Annotated in this window: 10 protein-coding genes and 1 pseudogene; 2 read left to right on the top strand and 9 right to left on the bottom strand. The window is 73.7% G+C overall.

Features of this window, described 5'->3' with window-relative positions:
• Positions 1–95: 95 nt before the first annotated feature.
• From AB0P24_RS27380 to AB0P24_RS27365, 4 genes are all read right to left on the bottom strand, one after another.
• Positions 96–1,967 (bottom strand): BTAD domain-containing putative transcriptional regulator, encoded by a 1,872-nt coding sequence (locus AB0P24_RS27380; protein WP_365798441.1) that lies wholly within the window; start codon positions 1,965–1,967, stop codon positions 96–98.
• A gap of 247 nt (positions 1,968–2,214) precedes the next feature.
• Entirely contained in the window at positions 2,215–3,285 is a 1,071-nt protein-coding gene (gene hppD, locus AB0P24_RS27375) for a 4-hydroxyphenylpyruvate dioxygenase (RefSeq protein ID WP_365798439.1), read from the bottom strand.
• Between the two features lie 524 nt (positions 3,286–3,809).
• Positions 3,810–6,863, bottom strand: coding sequence for a beta-ketoacyl synthase N-terminal-like domain-containing protein (locus AB0P24_RS27370; protein ID WP_365798437.1), 3,054 nt, complete (start codon positions 6,861–6,863; stop codon positions 3,810–3,812).
• Complete coding sequence (locus tag AB0P24_RS27365; RefSeq protein WP_365798435.1) at positions 6,860–8,731, bottom strand: non-ribosomal peptide synthetase; 1,872 nt, start codon at positions 8,729–8,731, stop codon at positions 6,860–6,862. The genes AB0P24_RS27370 and AB0P24_RS27365 overlap by 4 nt, the downstream gene beginning before the upstream one ends.
• A 207-nt stretch (positions 8,732–8,938) precedes the next feature.
• Between AB0P24_RS27365 and AB0P24_RS27360 the strand changes: the two are divergent.
• Both AB0P24_RS27360 and AB0P24_RS27355 read left to right on the top strand, forming a co-directional pair.
• Positions 8,939–9,250: pseudogene (locus AB0P24_RS27360) on the top strand (winged helix-turn-helix domain-containing protein); the annotation flags it as partial.
• Positions 9,251–9,259: 9 nt separating this feature from the next.
• Positions 9,260–9,838, top strand: coding sequence for an AfsR/SARP family transcriptional regulator (locus AB0P24_RS27355; RefSeq protein ID WP_365798549.1), 579 nt, complete (start codon positions 9,260–9,262; stop codon positions 9,836–9,838).
• 24 nt (positions 9,839–9,862) lie between these two features.
• On the opposite strand, the gene AB0P24_RS27350 is transcribed toward AB0P24_RS27355, so the two are convergent.
• The 5 genes from AB0P24_RS27350 to AB0P24_RS27330 all read right to left on the bottom strand — a co-directional run bounded on the left by AB0P24_RS27350 (position 9,863) and on the right by AB0P24_RS27330 (position 17,870).
• Complete coding sequence (locus AB0P24_RS27350; protein ID WP_365798433.1) at positions 9,863–10,693, bottom strand: class I SAM-dependent methyltransferase; 831 nt, start codon at positions 10,691–10,693, stop codon at positions 9,863–9,865.
• Between the two features lie 144 nt (positions 10,694–10,837).
• Positions 10,838–12,082 (bottom strand): substrate-binding domain-containing protein, encoded by a 1,245-nt coding sequence (locus tag AB0P24_RS27345; protein WP_365798431.1) that lies wholly within the window; start codon positions 12,080–12,082, stop codon positions 10,838–10,840.
• Entirely contained in the window at positions 12,079–13,173 is a 1,095-nt protein-coding gene (locus AB0P24_RS27340) for an ABC transporter permease (protein ID WP_365798429.1), read from the bottom strand. Before AB0P24_RS27340 ends, AB0P24_RS27345 begins: the two co-directional genes overlap by 4 nt.
• On the bottom strand, positions 13,170–14,681 hold the full coding sequence (locus AB0P24_RS27335; RefSeq protein ID WP_365798427.1) for a sugar ABC transporter ATP-binding protein: 1,512 nt from the start codon (positions 14,679–14,681) through the stop codon (positions 13,170–13,172). Before AB0P24_RS27335 ends, AB0P24_RS27340 begins: the two co-directional genes overlap by 4 nt.
• Positions 14,682–14,879: 198 nt before the next feature.
• Positions 14,880–17,870 (bottom strand): SpoIIE family protein phosphatase, encoded by a 2,991-nt coding sequence (locus AB0P24_RS27330; RefSeq protein ID WP_365798425.1) that lies wholly within the window; start codon positions 17,868–17,870, stop codon positions 14,880–14,882.
• Positions 17,871–17,938: the final 68 nt, after the last annotated feature.

The raw sequence follows: 17,938 nt of genomic DNA, 5'->3' as shown, positions 1-17,938 counted from the left end.
CCACCTCCCTGCGGCCCGGCCGTGGACCGCAGCACCCACCTTCGCCGCGGGCTCTGGCGCGCCGCTGACTGCTTGCTGGTCCGTCACTGACGCCCTCACGCGCCGCCGGCGCGGCCGCCCGCGACGGCGGCGGACAACTGCCGTACGTCCCCGGGCTCGGGCGGCAGTTCGGCCGCGACCAGCCGGACCAGCGTGGACATCCGGTACCGTCCGTCCGGCCGTGCCAGCACGAGGTGCACGTCGGCGAGGGTGTTGAGGGCGGAGCGCACGCGGGGCAGCGTGAGCCCGGTGTGCGCGGCGAGCACCGGTGCGGCCACGCCGTCGGAGTCGACCTGCGGCCAGTCGCTCAGCAGCCGGAACATCCGCCTCGCCTCCGCCGGCAGCAGCCGGTCGTAACCCGCCCGGATGCGGGCCCGCAGGGTCAGCCCGCCGAAGGCCAGTTCGTCCAGGCAGCGCTGCTTGTCGGAGAGCTGGTCGGCGACGTCCTTGAGCGGGAGTTCCGGCCGGGCGGCCAGGCGTGCCGCCACGATGCGGATCGCGAGCGGCAGGTTCTCGCACTGGTGGACGATGGTGCGCGCGGCCATGAGCTCCGCGTCGACCCGTTGCGGTCCCGCCGTCCGGCGCAGCAGTTCCAGCGCCTCCTCGTCGCCGGGGACCCCCAGGGTCAGATGCGCGGCACCGTCGATCATGGTGAGGGCGCGTTTGCCGGTCACCAGCGCGGCGGAGCTGCCGGCGCCGGGCAGCAGCGGGCTGACGTGGTCGAGGCCGGCGGCGCCCTCCACGACGACGAGGACGCGCCGGGTCGCGAGCGCCGACCGGAACAGCGCGGCCAGCTCCTCGCCGTACCGGGGCAGCGCGGTGACGCCCAGCATGGACAGCCAGCGGCGGAGGATCTTCGCCGGCTTCGGCGCGGTGTCGTCGTCCCCGTGCAGGTTGGCGTAGAACTGGCCGTCGGGGAAACGCGCGGCGAGCCGGTGGGCCGCGTGCACGGCGAGCGTGGTCTTGCCGACCCCCGCCGGGCCGCTGATCACGCCGACCTGTCCCGCGCCGTCCTCGGAGAACCAGCCGCAGACCGCGGCCAGTTCGGCCCGGCGGCCCACGAACGTCGAGGTGTCGCGGGGCAGTTCGGCCGCCACCCGCACCCGCTCGCCGCCGGTGGACGCGGCGCGGGACGGCGCGGTCGGTGCCCCCACGAACCAGAAGCCGTCGGCGTCCCCCGCCCGTCCGACGGGCCGCCCGGACAGGATGTCCCGCTGCAACTGCCGTAGCTGCGGCCCCGGTTCGATCCCCAGGTCGGCCCGCAACCGGGCGCGGGCGCGCCCGTACGCGGCCAGGGCGTCGGCCTGGCGGCCGGCGCCGCAGAGCGCCACCATCAGCAGCGCCCACAGCCGCTCCCGGTACGGATGGGCGGCCACCATGGCCTCCAGCCGGGGCACCATCGTCGCCTGCCGCCCCAGCGTGAGCGCCGCCTCGACCGCGTCCTCCTCGACGGTCATGCGCAGATCCTCCAGGCGCTGGACGTCGGCCTGGATCGCGGTCGCGGACACGTCGGCGAGGGCGGTGCCCCGCCACAGGCCGAGCGCCGCCTGGAGGGCGGCGGAGCCCTCGTCCGCCCGCCCGGCCCTGATCGCCGCGCGCCCGCGGTCCGTCAGCTCCTGGAAGCGGTGCAGGTCGAGCGAGCCGTCGGGTACCGTCAGCCGGTAGCCGCCCGGCTCGGTGAGCAACGCGGTGTCGGAGTCGAACCTCAGGAGCTGGCGCAGCCGGTAGACGTACGCCTGCAGGGTGTTCCTGGCCTTCGCGGGGGGAGCGTCCCCCCAGACCTGGTCCTCCAGCTCCTGCACGGGCACGGTCTGGCCGGCCCGCAGCAGCAGGACGGCCAGTACGGCCCGCTGCTTGTCGGCGGCGATGTCGATCAGCCGGTCGCCGTCCCATACTTGCAGGCAACCGAGAATCCGGAAGTCCATCATGCTTCTCTCAGGTCGTACGCGGGTCCGTCCCCGTCGGGTCGCGATCGGGGGTCGGCGGACGCCGGCGTGCCGGGAGTGTTCGGTGACGAAGACGGCCGCGCTCGGCGTGTTCGCCGTCGCCGCCGGAAGGGAAGTACCGCGTGCGCGTCCGGCCGCCGCACGGGCGGCCTGGCAGGACGCCGGGCGCCGCCCCCCGCGCGTTCCGTACGGGTGCCGGACGGCGGCGGGGCGCCCCCGACCGTGCCGTTCAGCCGGCGTCGGCCGACCCGGCGCGGCTCTGCTCCCGTTCGACCGCCTCGTAGAGTCCCTTGATGTTGCCGCTGCCGAAGGTCCGCGCGCCGCGCCGCTCGACCAGTTCCAGGAACAGCGTCCGGCGCGTGTACGGGGACCGGGTGAAGATCTGCAGCAGCAGCCCCCACTCGTCGATGTCGGCGAGGATGTTCCGCGCCCGCAGGTCGTCGAGCTCGGCGCCGAGTTCACCGACCCGGCCCTCCACCAGGTCGTAGTAGGCGTCGGGCGTCCTGAGGAACTCGACGCCCCGGTCGCCGAGGCGCCGTACGGCCTCCCTGATGTCCGCCGTCCCGAAGGCGACGTGCTGGACGCCGGCCCCGCCGTGGGACCGCAGGAAGGTGTCGATCTGGCCGGGATCGTGCGTCGCGTCGGGCTCCAGGACGGTGAGCGTGATGCCGCTGGCCGGGTCGCGCACCACCTTCGACGACATGGCCTGCCGCCCGACCTCGATGAACTCGGAGAAGATCTCCTCGAAGCCGAACGTCTGCTGGTACCGGCTCACGGTCTTGTCCAGCTCGCCGACCGGTACGCACACGGCGAAGTGGTCTATGTCGCTCAGCAGTTCACCGTCCCGGGGCGCGGGTGACGCCCCCTCGACGGGCACCAGACCGGGGTGCGGGAGCACGGCACCCGCCTCGACGAACGTGTGCACGACGTCGCCGAAGCCGCGGACCGTGGCATTGACGACGGTGCCCGCCGGGCCGGTGTGGGTGGACGGCGCCGTCACCGGATCGGCGCCGTTCGCCACCGCGGTGCGGTAGGCCTGTTCGACGTCGGGCACCTCGATCGCGATGTCGGCCACACCGTCGCCGTGCGCCGCCACGTAGCGGGCGACCGGGTCGGCGGCGTCGGTGGCCGAGGTGAGCAGGAGGCGGATGCGGCCCTGGGCGAGCAGGACCGAGCAGGGCTGTCGGGCCGGGTTCGACTCCGCGACCGGACGGAAGCCGAAGGCCGTGCGGTAATAGTAGGCAGCCTGGCAGGCGTCGCCGACATACATGTGGACATGGCTCAGACGCGCATGATTCATGGTTCCCCCGTCGCAACACACTCACGTGGCCCATGTGGGCCCGGCTGACGCCATCCTCACACCGAGGGCTTTACGGCCCGCTGAACACTTCGCTTAACTCCTCTCTCCCGACCGGCCGGTTGTCCGGGTAAGTCATGAAAGAGTGACGCACGTCGGGGCCGGCACGTGAGAGCGGTCCGGTGTCCGGCGGGCCCGCCGGGCCGGCCGGCGGTCGGATTGAGAGGGCTCTTCTCGAAACACCGCCCCGGAAGTGCGCCGCACCGAACCGAATCGCGAAGTGGGCCGTGCGCGGCGCTTTTCCAGTGCGGGCGGGGGCCGTTGGCCGGTATTTGCCGATTTTGGCCGCCCGCCCGTCGGCGGGTGAAATCGGCAGCAACATCCCGGCCCGCGACCGTCCTTTCCCGCGTGACCGTATTTCCCGGGCCCCCGGTTTCCTGGGGCCCGGGTTTCCAGGGTCCCAGGGTCCCGGGTTTCCCGGTTTCCGGACACCGCGGCGACGGGGCCGCGGTGTGACGCGGCACCGGTCAGGTTTCCCTGCGAAGCCAGTCCTCGACTTCCTCGGGTGACAGTTCCGCGATCTCCGCGACGAGCTCGGCCACCACCTCCGGATCCGCGTCGTCGGCCGCGGCGGGCGAAGGACCGCTCCGCTCGACCAGCGCGACGAGCTCCCGCGGCGTCGGCGCCGAGTAGAGCGCGTCGCCCGGCAGTCCGACGCCGGTCGCGTCGGTCACCCTGGCGATGATGCGGGTCGCCAGCAGGGAGTGGCCGCCGAGTTCGAAGAAGTCGCCGTCGAGGCCCACGTCGTCGATGCCGAGCAGCTCCCGCCAGATACCCAGGACGATGTCGGGCAGACCCGCGGCCGGCTCCGCCGCCCCGGCCGGCTCCGGCCCCGTGTGGGGCCGTACCGGCTGTGCGTCCTGCGGCCGCGCCGCCGCGGCCGCGAGGCCCAGCTCCACCCCGGGCGCCGGCTCCACCCAGTGCCGACGGCGCCCGAACGGGTACGTCGGCAGCGGTATGCGCGACCACGTCCCACGGCGCCACCGGCCCCAGTCCACGGCCGCGCCCGCCGCCCACAACCGGCCCATCGTACGGGCCAGGTAGTCACCGGCGGCCTCCTCACGCTCCGGATCGGGCAGCCCGCCGAGCAGGACGTGGTCCTCCCCGCCCCGGCCGGCCAGCGTCCGCAGGGTGGCCCCCGGACCGACCTCGAGGAACACCGACGCCGGGCCTGCCAGCAGCCGCCCCACCCCCTCGTGGAAGCGGACCGGGGCCAGCAGATGGCGGATCCAGTACGCCGGATCCGCCGCCTCCTCGGGACGGATCCAGTCGCCTGTCAGGTTGGAGACGAAGGGGACCTGCGGCGGCCGGAGAACGGCCTTGCGCAGCATCGCCTCGAACGGCGCGGCCACCGCCTCCATCATCGGGGAGTGGAAGGCATGGGACGTGTGCAGCCGACGGCACGTGGTCCCGGCCGACCGCAGCTCCTTCTCCAGTGCCTCCACGGCCGGCGGCGGACCGGACACGACACAGAGCTCCGGGCCGTTGACGGCCGCGACCGAGATGCCGCCGTCGAGGACCGGGCGCACCTCGTCCACGGGAAGGCCGACGGCGAGCATCGCGCCGGGCGGCTGCTCCTGCATGAGCCGTGCCCGCGCGGCCACCAGGTCGAGCGCGGTGGCGAAGTCGAAGCAGCCCGCGAGGGTCGCCGCCACGTACTCGCCGAGGCTGTGCCCGATCATCGCCCGCGGCGTGATCCCGAGCTCCAGCCACACCTGCGCCAGGGCGTGTTCGACGGCGAACAGCGCCGGCTGCGTGTGGCCGGTGAGCTCCAGCGCCCGCGCGCTCTCGGCCGGATCCCCGTCGTAGAGCAGGCCGCGCAGGTCGAAGTCCAGGCGTTCGTCGGCGGCGTCGATCCAGGTGCGGAAGGTCTCCTCGGTCTCGTACAGGTCCCGGCCCATGCCGACCCGCTGGGTGCCCTGTCCGGGGAACATGAAGACCACGCCACGGTCGCGGGTGTCCGCGGCCGGCGGCCGTACGGCGGCCAGGGCGGCGACGGCCGAGTCGAGGTCCGTACAGGTGACCGTGGCCCTGCGGCGCTGGGGGGTGCGGCCGCTCTGCAACGTGGCGGCGACGTCCGCCAGTTCGGTCTCCGGATGGGCCAGCAGGTGCTCCCGCAGCCGGGCGGCCACTTCGAGCAGCCGCTCGTCCTCGCGGGCGGAGAGGGTCAGCACCTCGCGCGCGCGGCCGCCGCGGGAGCGCGGCGACGGCGGCGGGGGCTCCTCCAGGACCAGGTGCGCGTTCGTCCCGCCGATGCCGAAGGAACTGACCGCCGCCCGCCGCCGCCCGGTGTCCTGTGTCCACGCCGCCGCCTCGCCGAGCAGGCGGAACCGGCCGGAGTCCAGGTCGATGTCCGGGTTGGGCCGGCTGAAGTGGCGACTGGGCGGCAGGACCCGGTGCTTCAGCGCCAGCACCGTCTTGATGAGCCCCGCCACCCCGGCCGCGCCGGACAGATGCCCGATCTGCGCCTTCAGGGTGCCGAGCGTGCACGGCGGTCCCGCGGTGCCGAACGCCTCGGTGAGCGCCTGGAACTCGATCGGGTCCCCGAGCGACGTGCCGGTCCCGTGCGTCTCCACGTAGCCGATGGTGCGGGGGTCCACGCCCGCGACCCGGTGCGCCGCGCGGACGACGGCGATCTGCCCGTCCACCCCCGGAGCCGTGAAGCCGACCTTTCTCGCGCCGTCGTTGTTCACCGCCGATCCCAGGATGACGGCGTGCACGGTGTCGCGGTCGGCGAGAGCGTCCGCCAGCGGCTTGAGCACGACCGCTCCCACCCCGTTGCCGAAGACCGTCCCGTCGGCCTCGGCGTCGAACGGCAGGCAGTGGCCGCTGGAGGAGAACACCGAGCCCGGCGTGTGCCGGTACCCCTCGTACTGCGGCACATGGACCGTGACGCCGCCGGCCAGGGCCAGTTCGCACTCGCCGGCGATCAGCGCCTGGCAGGCCAGGTGCACCGCGACCAGGGAGGAGGAGCAGGAGGACTGCACGCTCAGGCTCGGCCCGCGCAGGTCGAGATGGTAGGAGACCCGGGCCGCCAGCATGTCCTTCTCGGTGGCCATCAGCAGCTCCTGCGGGCCCGTGTTCGCCAGCGCCCCGGGGGAGCGCAGCAGGTTGCCGAGCAGGTAGGCGTTCTGGCTGGCGCTGGCGTAGACGCCGACGGAGGCGCGTTCGGCGCGGGGGGCGTACCCCGCGTTCTCCAGCGCGGCCCAGGCGCACTCCAGGAAGATGCGCTGCTGCGGGTCGAGCAGGGCGGCGTCCCGGGGCGTGTACCCGAACAGGACGTTGTCGAAGTACTCGACGCCGTCGAGCACCCCGTGGACGTGCCGGTAGTCCGGGCGGCGGGCCTCGTCCGGCGCCACCCCCGCGGCGATCGCGTCCTCGGCGGTGAACGACGTGAGGCGCTCACCCCCGTCGAGCACGTTCTCCCAGAACCGTCCGACGGAGTCGGCGCCCGGGAACCGTCCCGCCATGCCCACGACGGCGATCTCCAGCCCGGTCGGTTCCGCCTGCTGCGCGCTCATCGCTCGTCCTCGCTCATCGCGGCGCGCCGCCGGGCCCGGGCGGCGGTCGTCAGCCTGCTGCGTCCTCTGCCGTACCCCGCCTCCGCGCCGGATGCCTCGGAGCCGGGTCCCTCCGAGCCGGGTGCCGCGACGGTCTCCAGATGACGCACCAGCAGGTGCACGGTCGGATTGCGGAAGAGCGTGACCATCGAGATCTCCCGTTCGAACAGCTTGACCAGTCGAGCCCTGAGCCGCATCAGCAGCAGCGAAGTGCCGCCGATGTCGAAGAAGTTGTCGTGCACGCCGACGCCCGGAAGGCCGAGCGTCGCGGCCCAGACCGCCGCCACCTGCTCCTCCAGGCCGGCCCCCGGCGCGACCTGGCCGCCGTCCGGCTCGGTCACGGGGGAGGGCAGGGCGGCCCGGTCGATCTTGCCGTTGGGGGTCAGCGGCAGGGCGTCGAGCACCACCACGGCCGAGGGCACCATGTGCTCGGGCAGCAGCCCGGCGGCGAAGGCGCGCACGTCCCCCGCCGTGAGCCCCGCCCCGGTCACATAGCCGGCCAGCCGCAGCTCGTCGGCGGCGCCGTACGGCACGACGACGGCCTGTCCCACGCGCGGATGGCGGGTCAGCACGGCCGCGACCTCGCCCGGCTCGACCCGGTATCCCATGACCTTCACCTGGTCGTCGGCGCGCCCGACGAACTCCAGGTCCCCGCTCGGCAGCCGCCGCACCAGGTCGCCGGTCCGGTACCTGCGGGCGCCGGGCGGCCCGCCGGGGCACGGGGTGAAGGCGGCCGCGGTCGCGGCGGGAGCGTGAAGGTAACCGCGGGCCACGTTGGCCCCGGAGATGTGCAGTTCCCCGGTGACGCCGTCGGGCACGGGCTCCCCGTCCGGCCCGAGGACGTACGCGCGCACCCCCCTGAACGGGCGGCCGAGGGGCACCGTCGCGGCCTTCGGTACCTCCTCGGGCACCCGGTGACCGAGCATCGAGACGGTGGTCTCGGTCGGGCCGTAGTGGTTCTCCACGGCCAGGTCCGGCCGGGCGGCGCGGACCCGGCGGACCAGGCTCGACGGCAGCGGCTCTCCGGCGCAGATCAGCAGTCGCCGCGGCAGCACCCCGGCGACCGTGGCGCCGTCCGTGCCCGCCAGCGCCCCGAGATGGCTCGGCACGAGTTTCATGGCGTCGATCCCGTGCCGCGTGACGTAGGCCGCGAACTCCGCCGGATCGACCGCCTGTTCCCGGGAGAGCACGTGCAGCCGGCCGCCGGTGGTCAGCGCGCCGAACACGTTGGTGCTGCCCAGGTCCGCGGAGAACGTGGACACCAGGGCCCAGGACCACCCCGGCTCGATCCGCTCGTACAGGCCGTTCAGGTAGTGGACGTACTGCCGGTGCTCGACGGCCACGGCCTTGGGCCTGCCGGTCGATCCCGAGGTGAACAGCACGTAGCACAGGGCTGTGTCGGGAGTGGGCGGCCGGTCCGGGCCAGGCTCGCCGGAGTCCTCGCCCGGTACGGCGACGGGGAGCCCGGCTGCCGCGGCGCGCTCCGCCAGTTCCGGCGTCGTCAGCACGGCCGCCGCGCCCGCGGCCGACAGCAGGGCGGTGAGGCGGGCGCCGGGCAGCTCGGGGTCCAGCGGCAGGTAGGCCCCGCCCGCCCGCAGGATGCCGAGCATTCCCACGATCATCGCTGCCGACCGGGGCATCAGCAGGCCCACGGGACGGTCCACTCCCACGCCGAGTGCGGCGAGCCGCACGGCCGTCCGCTCCGCCCGGCGTTCGAGTTCGCCGTAGGTGAGGTCGCCGTCGGGCCCGGTGACCGCGATGCTGGACGGCCCCCTGCGGGTCTGGGCGGCGATCAGTTCGTGCAGTGTGGTTGCTTGAGTGGCTCCCATGAAGGCGATCGTCGTGTCGCGCTCTGACTCAGCGCTGAACCGGCGGTGACGCGCCGGACGGGCGGGCGCGGCCGGTCGTCTCTGGCAAGCCTAAAACGGGCCACAATTGATCGCATATTGACACTATATTGAAGCTGAAGCGATATCAGGTATGTACACTCGGACCTGTTTGGCGCATTGGCCGTTCAGCCGCGCACGGGGGTAAAAATGAGCAGGTTCGATGTCGGGGATCCGTATGGCACCGAGATACTCGCGGGTAACTATGTCCGCATTCTCGGCCCGGTCGATGTTCTCGCCAAGGGCGTACCGGTTCCCCTGGCCCGGCGCAAGCAGCGCCTTCTGCTGGCATTGCTCGCATTGGACGCGGGCCGCCCGGTCCCCTTCTCACGCATCGTCAGTGTCCTGTGGCCCTTGAAAGCGCCCGCCGCCGTGCGTAATCAGGTCCATGTACACATATACGCACTCCGTCGAGCACTGGCGGCGATAACCTCCGCCGGGAAGTGTCTGGAGACACGGCATGACGGATATGTGCTGAACGCGCCGGTCGTCGAAGTGGATCTGTGCCGCTTCGAACAGGCCGTCGCCGACAGTGAACGCGCCCTGGCGGCCGGGCACCTGCCCGAAGCGCACCGGACCTTGTCGGCGGCGCTCGACCTGTGGCACGGGAGGCCCCTCGACGGCCTCGACGGCCTGGACGGGGTGTTCGCCCAGTCGGAGTCGGCCCGGTTGCAGGAACGCCGGCTGACGGCCCTGGAGCGGCGGCTGGACCTCGACCTCGCCGTGGGCAGGCACGCCGACGCCCTGGCCGAACTGGCGGGCCTGGTGGCCGCCAATCCGCTGCACCAGGGCTTCCAGCGCCGTCACGTGCTCGCTCTGTACTGCTGTGAACGCACCAGCCAGGCCCTGGCCGCGTGCCGTGCGGCGCGCCGGCTGGTCGTCGACGAACTGGGCATCGACGCGGGGGAACGGCTCGACTCGCTGGAGATGGCCATCCTGCGCGGCGTCCCGGCGGAAGGCCTGGTCGCCGAGGCCATCGGCTGGGAGGGCCCGCGTGTCCGGCCGCTCCGGAGGGCGGCCGGACACGCGCGGTACGGCAGCGGCCTGTGACCGGCCGCGGCCGTCACGTGCGGACTACTCCGGCTTGCGCGCGGAGCAGGTCCACGACAGCGGGATCGGGTCCCCGGGCAGCCGCCAGAAACCCGGGTCCTGTTCGTCCCGGACCATGGAGCTGAGACGCTGCCGGCAGTCGACCGGCACCTCGGTGAACGTCTCGATCCGCAGCCCCGCCTGGATCAGCGCGGTGATGACGTCCGAGATCGTCCACGGCCAGCTGTACTGCTTGTACGGGTCGATCTCCCGGGCGCCCTCGTACTCGTCGCCGTAGGTGATGCCGACCTCGTTCTCGTGCGGACCGCTGGTGAACAGCTCCGAGCGGAGCCGCAGTTCACCGTTGACCTCCTGGAACGCGCCGAGGATCGAGTGGATCTCCACGATGTGGAAGACCCCGCCGGGCTTGAGGAAGTGCGCTATCACCTTGGCCCAGCCGGGCAGGTCCGGCAGGAGGTTGAGCACGCCGTAGTCGGTGTAGACGATGTCGAAGGAGCCCTTCAGCACCTGCGGCAGGTCGTAGATGTTGGCTTCCACGAACCTGATGTCCACGTTCAGGCCCTTGGCCAGGTCGCGGCCGATCTCAAGGGCCTGCCCGGCGAAGTCGACCGCCGTGACGTTGGCGCCCTTGCGGGCCCAGGAGATGGCGTTCAGCCCGATGTGGCACTGCAGGTGCAGGAAGTCCTTGCCGGACACGTCACCGAGCGCCGCCAGCTCCAGCGAGCGCAGACTGCTCTTCCCGGCCCGGAACGAGTCCAGGTCGTAGTAACTGGAGTCGACGTGTGCCAGGGCTCGCCGGTTCCAGCCCTCCTGGTTGCTCTCCATGCGTTTGCGGTCGTCGATGGTGGTGTCCAAGGGAGACCTCTCTTCGATGTGACGGCCAGTGCCGGTGCACCTGTGTCGGTGGAGCGTCCTACCGCCGATCGTTCCCGCGGCCGCTGACTCGGTGCTGAAGTGCCGGACGCGGCCCGCTGGAGCCTGCCGGGCCGCGCGGGCGGCTCAGCGGCCCCAGATCCTCCGGTAGGCCTCCCGGTAGCCCGGCGGGTCCCAGGCCGTGGCTCCGGCGCTGTTGGCGGCCGTCGAGACATGCGTGGAGGCGATATAGCCGCTGGCGGGGCGTCCGGAGAAGGCGCGGTTGAACTCGTCGACGATCTGCCAGCCCTGCTCGGACAGCGGCTCGGGAACGGTGGCGGCCTGATACTGCCGGCTGTTGATGCGCTGGAAGGCGGACGGGTCGCCGTCCCCGGCACCGATGTTGACGGGCGGTCCCGCACCCTTGCGGCCGGCCGCGCGGAAGGCGGGGGCGGCGTCGGCGAAGTACAGGTCGTTGATGGCGACGGAGTGCGTCCACGTGTCCGGGAAGCGGGAGAGCAGGGAGGCGATCTCGCGCGGGGTGCGGGTGCCGGCGTCCGGGATCGGGATGTTCTCGTACGCGAGCAGCCGGACCCCGGCGCAGGTGGCGAGTTTCTCTCTGACCAGATCGGACTTCCGCTTCGCGAACGGGACCGAGGCGTCGGTGAACAGCACCACCCCGGCCCGGCCGCCGGAGTGCGCGATGATCCACTGCGCGCTGATGCCGGCCACGTCCGAGACGCGGGTGGTGACGTTGGTGAACAGCGGGGGCCGCCTGCTCGGGCCGGGGGCCGCGACCGCGTGCCAGCCGATGAGGGGGATGCCGGCCGCGGCTGCCGCGTCGATCTGCTGCGCGGTCGAGCCGGGGTCGAAGCCGCCGATGACGATGCCCGAGGGCCGCAGGTCGACGGCCTCGCTCATGGCCGCCTGGATGCCGGCGGGGCTGCCGCCGCCGTCGATGACCCGGATGCGCCAGCCGATGACGTGCGCGGCCTCCCGGAGGCCGTCGGCGACGCCCGCGACTCCGGGGTTGGTCATGGTCTGCGCGACGTAGACGATCGTTTTGCCGGACACCGCCGCGGGGCCGGTGGTCGGCCCGTTCCAGGCGCTGTCGGTCCGCTCCGCTCGTGCGACGGCGGCCACGGCCGCGGCCTGCGCGGCGGGGCAGCCACCGGGGCCGGTGGCGGCTGTGGCGGGGTCCTTCGACGAACCACGCTGGCAGCCGGCCAGGGCGACGGCCGCGGCCAGCAGCGCGAGCCCGACGGACCTGACCCGGCGGCCCCGGGGGCCGCCGGCCTCGCGGGCGCGGCGCACGGGACCTCCTGGCGGAGCGACGATCGTCACGCCCTGGCCGGGGACGGGGCCGGAGCCCTTGGCGGAGGCCCTGGTCATGGTGGGGGGTCCGCGGTTCCGTCGTCGGCGGCCGACGCCGGCGGGCGGGGCGGAGCCGCCGGTGTGCCGTGGGCCGCGTCGGCCCCGGTGCGCAGCCGGCGCGCGGAGTACCCGGCCAGGCCGACGGCGAGCAGCAGTGTGCCGCCGTAGAACAGGGGGACCGTCCAGAACGCGCCGCCCAGCTGGCCGATCCCGGTGAGGCCGACGGCCAGCACGGCGACGGCGACGAGCGTGCCCAGGGCGTTGGGACGGCCGGGTCGGATCGCGGTGGAGCCGAGAAGGGCGCCGACGAACGCGGGCAGCAGATAGTCGAGACCGACGCTGGGATTGCCGATCTGCTGCTGAGCCGCCAGCAGCACCCCGGCGAAGCCGACGATCAGCCCCGACGCCGCGAACGCGTAGACGGTGTACCTGCGGGCCGGAATGCCCACCAGTTCGGCGGCGCGCGGGTTGGCACCGATGACGTACAGGCACCGGCCGAGCGGCAGCCGCTCCAGCACCACCCACAGGACGACGGCGACGGCGAGCACGTAGAACGCGGGCAGCGGCAGGCCGAGGAACGTGGAGTCGTAGAGGTCGGTGAAGGCGGCCGGCAGCCCGTCCGGACCCGGGACGATCCTGCCGCCGCCGGTGACCCAGCCGGTCACCGCGTACAGCATGCTGCCGGTCCCGAGGGTGGCGATGAACGAGTCGATCCGGCCGAACTCGACGATCAGACCGTTGAGGACGCCCACCACCCCGCCGCCGGCGATCACCACCAGGCAGGCCCAGGGCCACGGCCATCCGGCGTCGACGACGAGTCGCAGCACCATGACATGGGCCAGTCCCAGACCGTAGCCGAGGGAGAGATCGAAGGAGCCGGTCACGATGGGGACCATGGCGGCGAGCGCGAGGACGGCCGGGATCGACTGGGTGGACAGGATCGATGCGAGCGTGTCCCGGGTGGGGAACGTGTGCGGCAGCACGAGGGAGAAGGCCAGCACGAGCAGCGCGGTGAGGACCACGAGGCCGTAGGCGCCCGTGAGGTGCCGGGCCGGACTCCGCCCGAGCGGCCGGGGGCGGGGCGGGGAGGGGGGCGGCGCGGCGGTCATGAGTCGGTGGCGGAGCCGGGGGCGGGCAGGGCCGAGGCGGCCCGGGCCAGGGCCGTGACCGTGAGGTCAGCCCCGGTCAGCTCGGTGGCCACGCGGCCGCGGACGAACACCAGGGCACGTCGGCAGACGTCCGCCACCTCCTCGAAGTCGGTCGAGACCAGCAGCACCGCGAGGCCGCCGGCCAGCGCCTCGTCGAGCAGGCGGTGCAGCGCGGCCTTCGCCCCGACGTCCACGCTCGCGGTCGGCTCCTCCAGGATCAGCAGCCGCAGGTCCGCTCGGAGCCACCGCCCGATCAGGACCTTCTGCTGGTTGCCGCCGGACAGGGTGGCGAGGGGGGCCTCGGTGTCGCGGGGGCGCACCGCGAACCGTTCGGTCAGCTCCGCGGCCCGGGCGCGTTCGTGACGGGGACCCATCCAGCGCAGCGCGGGCAGACCGCCCGCCCGGGGATTGGCCAGCAGGTTCTCGCGCACGGTCAGCCCCATGGCACAGCCCTCCCGCTGTCTGTCGCCGGGCACGAGGCCGACCGCGGCGGCGACGGCGTCGGTGACCGTGCGGGGCCGGTAGGGCCGGCCGGCCAAAAGGGCCCGGCCGCCGAGGAAGGGCCGGGCGCCGGCCAATGCGCGGCCCAGCTCCACGTGCCCGGCGCCCGAGAGGCCGACCAGGCCCAGGGCCTCCCCGGCCCGCAGCTCAAGGGTGACCGGTGCCGTGCCGGCGGTCCGTGCGCCGTCGAGGACCAGGACGGGCGGGCCGCCCGCGGGGACGGCGGCGGGGAGCGGGCGGGCGGGTTCCGAGCCGACGATGTCGTGGACCAGCCGGGCGGGGCTGTGGCCCGCCAGCGGGCCGTGGCTGACGAGCCGGCCGTCGCGCAGGACGGCGAAGGCGTCGGCCACCTGGAACACCTCGTCCATGCGGTGGGTGACGTAGAGGATGCCGTGCCCCTGGTCCCGCAGGGCGTGCAGCACCCCGAAAAGGCGGGCGCAGTCGGCGGCGGGCAGGCGGGCGGTCGGCTCGTCGAGCACGACGAGCCGGGCGTGCGCCGCCAGGGCCCGGCCGACGGCGACCAGCGAACGCTCGGCGGGACCGAGCCGGGCGACCTGGGTGTCCGGATCGAGGTGGCCGCCGACCGCCTCCAGGGCCTCGGCGCACCGCTGCCGGGTCAGCCGCCAGGAGATCAGTCCGGCGCGGCGCGGATATCCGGTGGTCAGGGCGATGTTCTCGGCGACGGTCATCCACTCCACGAGCCCGAGGTCCTGGTGGATGAAGGACATGCCGCGGGCGGCGGCACGACTTCCGAGCGTGTGCCCGGCCACCGTCACCGAGCCCGCGTCGGCCTGGTGGACCCCCGCGAGCACCTTGATGAGCGTGGACTTGCCGGCACCGTTGGGGCCGAGCAGGGCGAGCACGCTGCCGGCCCTGACGTCGAGGTCGACCCCGTCCAGCGCACGGGTCCCGCCGAACCGCTTGGCGAGCCCGCGGATCCGTAGCAGCGGGTCGGGAGGGTCGTGCACGGAGATCTCCGGGTGGTCGGCCTGGTGTCTTCTTCGTCCCGGCTCTGGCCTCTCGCCAGCGATACTAGTGGGACAGATCGTGGCATTCCGGATCTGGCGTCCATGTGGCGAACACGTGGCGAATTTGACGGCCGCGATACACCGACGGGTCGGCCGGGCCCCCAACCGTGAGCGGCCACGATCCGGGCGCCCGCGGCCTCAGGCGGCGTCGAGCGCGCACTCCGCCCAGATGACCTTTCCCTCCCGGATGTAACGGGTGCCCCAGCTCCGCGTCAGCTGGGCCACCAGGAAGAGGCCGCGGCCGCCCTCGTCGGTGGTGGCCGCCCGGCGCAGGTGCGGGGCGGTGTTGCTGTGGTCGGAGACCTCGCAGATCAGGGTGCGGCCGTGCAGCAGACGTACGCGCACGGGACCGGAGCCGTGGCGGATGGCGTTGGTGACCAGTTCGCTCAGCACCAGCTCCGCGGCGAACCCGGTCTCCTCGAGTCCCCAGTCGGCCAGCCGGCGCAGCGCCGACGAGCGGACCTCGCTGACGAGGGACGGGTCGGCGGGCAGGTCCCAGGTGGCGATCCGGTCGGGGGGCAGGGCACGGGTGCGGGCGACGAGCAGGGCGATGTCGTCGGTCGGGTGGACCGGCGCCACGGTGTCCAGGACCGTCTCGCAGATCTCCTCGGGTGTGCGATCCGGGTGGGCGAGGGTGTCGCGCAGCCGGTCGAGGACCGCGTCGACGTCGCGGTTGCGGCCCTCGATGAGCCCGTCGGTGTAGAGGACCAGCCGGCTGTCCTCGGGCAGGTCGACGTCGACCGCTTCGAAGGGCAGGCCGCCGAGGCCCAGCGGGGGCCCGGCGGGCAGGTCGGGGAAGCGGACCGTGCCGTCGGGGAGGACCAGCGCGGGGGGCGGATGCCCGGCACGGGCCATGGTGCACTGCTGCGTGGTCGGGTCGTAGACGGCGTACAGGCAGGTCGCGCCGATGATGCCCGCCTCGCCGGTGGCGGGAGCCTCCCGGTCGAGGCGGCCCACCAGGTTGTCGAGGTGGGTGAGGACCTCGTCCGGGGAGAAGTCGAGTTCGGCGAAGCTGCGGGCGGCGGTGCGCAGCCGCCCCATGGTGGCGGCCGAGAGCATCCCGTGCCCCACCACGTCGCCGACCAGGAGGCCGACCCGGGTGCCGGAGAGGGGGATGACGTCGTACCAGTCGCCGCCCACGTCGGACTCCGCGGGCAGGTAGCGGTGCGCCACCTCGACGGCGTCCTGGTCGGGCAGACCCTGCGGGAGCAGGCTGCGCTGCAACGCCAGCACCATGGTGCGCTCGCGCGTGTAGCGGCGGGCGTTGTCGACGGACAGGGCGGCGCGGCCGACGAGTTCCTGGATGAGCGAGCGGTCGTCGTCGTCGAAGGCGGCGCGGTGCTGCCCGCGGTAGAACGCGGCCACGCCGAGGATGACGCCGCGGGCCACGAGGGGGACGGCGACGAGGGAGTGGACGTGGCTCAGCAGTACCTCGGTGCGCTGCGGGTCGTGGGCGAGCCAGCCCACGGCTGTCCTCAGGTCCGGTTCCAGCACCGCCTGCCCGCTGGTCAGGCAGCGCAGTTGCGGCGTGGCCGGGCCGTAGTCGACGCGCTTGCCGACCGGGTGGAACGGACAGTCGTCGGCGATGCCGTGGACCACGGTGCGATACAGGTCCGAGAAGGGGTCGGCGGCCTCCTCGCCCCGCAGTACGGCCTCGGGCAGGTCGATGGTGACGTAGTCGGCCAGCCGTGGCACGGCGGTCTCGGCGAGTTCCTCGGCGGTACGGCGCACGTCCAGGGTGGTCCCGACGCGCGCGCTGGCGTCGCTCAGCAGTTCCAGGCGGCGCCGGGCGGCGAGCGCGTACCGCCCCACGTGCGGCTCTCCCACCAGCACCAGCCCTCTGGCCGGCGGACCCGCCGGGGGCGGCGCGTCCGGACGACCGCCTGCCGCCGCGTCGTCGCCCCCGCCCGGCGCGCCGCCCGGACCGCCCGTCGACGTGCCGGCGCCGTGCGTACCGGCGGCTCGCAGGGGCACGGGCCCGGTCACCACGGGAACGGGTGCTGTCCCGCCGTCAGCGGCCACGGGAACGGCCGCGGACGGCGGGACGGCGAGGGCGACGGACGTCGCCTCGACGCGCGAGACGGCGGCTTCCGCGGACGTGGCAGCCGTGGCGGACCCGGCGGTGGCGCGGGCGAGGTCGGTGGGGACGAGGGTGAGGCGCGGTTCCTCGGCGGGCCGCGCGACGAGGAGGGGCGCGCGCGGTGCGGGGCCGGGCAGGATGGCCTCGGTGACGAAGCCCTCCACCCCGGTGGGGGTCGTCATCGGACGGCTCACCAGCGTGACCTGCCGGCCGTCGGACAGGGCCACGCGGACCGCGGCCCGCTGTGCGCAGGAGATCAGCTCGGCGGCCTTTTCCAGCACGGTCGCCTGGTCGCCGGGGCGCATCCGGGGGCCCAGGTCGCCGACCCCGACCCTGTGGTGAGGCAGGGCGGCGGTCTCGGCGCCGGTGTCCAGGTACGCCCGCAGCAGGGCGCGTTCGCGTTCGGAACTCTGTCCGAGCAGCCGCCGCTCGATGGCGTGGGCAGCCCGGCGTATCACCGTGGCCAGCGCCGGGTCCTCGGCGCCGCGCGGGTAGCCGAGGCAAAGGACGCCCTCGATGCGGCCGCTGATCGGGTCGCGGACCGGAAGGGCCCGGCAGGCGTTGCCCTGGGAGCGTTCGGCGAAGTGCTCGGCGCCGTAGACCTGGACGAGTTGCCGCTCGGCCAGCGCGAGCCCGATGCCGTTGGTGCCGGCGTACTGCTCGGCGAAGACGAACCCGGGGACGCGCTGGAACGCCGGGAGGGTTCTGGCCAGGGACGTCTCTCCGAAGCGGCGCAGCAGCACGGTCCCGTTCGCGTCCGCGAGGGAGATGTTCATCCTGGTGCCGGCGAACCAGGACTGCAGCCGGTCCAGCACCGGCACGGCCGCGCGGATGATCGGGGCATCGCGCTCGAAGTCGTCCAGGAAGGGGAGCCCGGGCTGGTCCGGGGAGAGCCCCAGGGCCCGGCAGCGCTGCCACGACTGCCAGATGGGGACGCGGACGCCGGCCTCGACCGCCTCGCCCTGCAGGAACCGCTCACGCGAACGGGCGGGCCCTTTGCCGTCCGTCGCACGCCTCGTCGCTGCCGCTTTCCCGCCGCCCCGAACCACGCTTCGCCTCATTCGCTCCCGCAGAGTCCGCTTCTCTAACATAAAAGGATATACGTTGCATTACGGAC

The organism is Streptomyces sp. NPDC086519 (assembly GCF_040686075.1).
GTDB lineage: Bacteria > Actinomycetota > Actinomycetes > Streptomycetales > Streptomycetaceae > Streptomyces > Streptomyces shenzhenensis.
Note: the sequence above shows the minus strand (reverse complement) of the source record. Positions and strands in the feature narration are given on the sequence as shown.

Coding starts and splice junctions, on each gene's coding strand:
- AB0P24_RS27380 (WP_365798441.1), bottom strand. CDS start 1,967: ATGATGGACTTCCGGATTCTCGGTTGCCTGCAAGTATGGGACGGCGAC.
- hppD (WP_365798439.1), bottom strand. CDS start 3,285: ATGAATCATGCGCGTCTGAGCCATGTCCACATGTATGTCGGCGACGCC.
- AB0P24_RS27370 (WP_365798437.1), bottom strand. CDS start 6,863: ATGAGCGCGCAGCAGGCGGAACCGACCGGGCTGGAGATCGCCGTCGTG.
- AB0P24_RS27365 (WP_365798435.1), bottom strand. CDS start 8,731: ATGGGAGCCACTCAAGCAACCACACTGCACGAACTGATCGCCGCCCAG.
- AB0P24_RS27345 (WP_365798431.1), bottom strand. CDS start 12,082: ATGACCAGGGCCTCCGCCAAGGGCTCCGGCCCCGTCCCCGGCCAGGGC.
- AB0P24_RS27340 (WP_365798429.1), bottom strand. CDS start 13,173: ATGACCGCCGCGCCGCCCCCCTCCCCGCCCCGCCCCCGGCCGCTCGGG.